Source organism: uncultured Campylobacter sp., from assembly GCF_938045775.1.
In the GTDB taxonomy this organism is placed as follows: Bacteria; Campylobacterota; Campylobacteria; order Campylobacterales; family Campylobacteraceae; genus Campylobacter_B.
The window spans coordinates 1-1,184 of sequence record NZ_CALIBH010000135.1; the positions used below are offsets into that span (position 1 = coordinate 1).

General features: G+C 50.8%; 1 protein-coding gene. It reads right to left on the reverse strand.

The window, feature by feature from the left end; genetic code table 11:
• Positions 1-1,184: hypothetical protein (locus tag Q0238_RS05385; RefSeq protein ID WP_297943674.1), on the reverse strand; the 1,184-nt coding region annotated here is incomplete at both ends.

The window sequence follows — 1,184 nt, forward strand, 5'->3', positions numbered from 1 at the left end:
CCCCGCTTTTAGCAGCAGCGTCATGCTTATCCGCGCTATCATCTTTTATGGCACCCAGCTTGCCTACTTCTCCGCCGTCATTTGAAATATTTGGCGCGCTCGCCTCATAGTCGCTTGCGCCTCGATCATTGACGCCTTCGCTTGCGGGTCTTACACCACTCAGCCGAGCGGTAGCACACGCACTAAATTTGCACTCATCGTCATTCTTTTCGGCGCGACGATCGGCGCTCGTTTCTTGTTTCGTATTGCTCGATCGAACAATATCATGTGCGCGTTCGCTTACTTCATTACTATTAGAGGCACAGCAAAAGTTACTTACTCTTTCGAGCTTTAAATTTCCGTTTTCGCTATGCTCCGCGCAGGAATTGTTGCAGTCGCCGTTTTTATCGCGCTTCAAATTCCCCTCGTTATATCCGTTACAGATAGCGCTGTGTTTAAGATGGCTCCTTGCGCCGTCTGAGTCTTGAGCTGCGCCTGCTGCATAGCATTTTTCGTCGCTTGCTGCATCATTTTGCGTATCGCATCGCCCGCTAGCCGAGTCGTATTTTGTGTCGTCTATGCTTTGAGTTGCGCTGCCCGCGCAGTATTTTTCTTCACAGCCAAGCCTTGCGCGTCTCAACAGATCCCAGTCGAAGCTCACGCCGTTGCCGCCCAGGCTCGCTCCTTTGGCATCGAATAATATCCGGTCGCAGCTCAAACCCTCAAGCGGCGGCATTTCGGTACCTATGCTTAGCACCTGCCACGCCTCGACGCCCGCTGCGTTGAGGCGCGCTTTGAAATCCGCGCTTATGCGTCCGTAGATCTGAGCGCAGTCCAGCTCGCAAGCCTCGCAAATTTTTAAAATTTGCTCCTCGCCTAAAGCTTCCGTATCTAAAATTTCAGAATTTAGATCTTTTACCGAGGTAGACACAGCGCAGTTTGCGTTTAAATTTACACTCAAATCCTCGCGCTGCTTTTCGTAAAATTCCGCGGTTCCGCAAAATTCTACGCTGCTACTCTCGTCCGCGTAAATTTTATCTTCACAAATTTCTTCGCCGCAAATTTTGCTGCTAAAATTTTTAAATTCGCATGCGGCGGCGCTGTGTTTTTCGGAGCTCAAAGCAAAGACTCCGACGCACTTTGCGCCGTTTTGGTGCGCGATGCGTGCGATCTCGCACGCTGTTTCTACGCTGACGCGGCGTTTT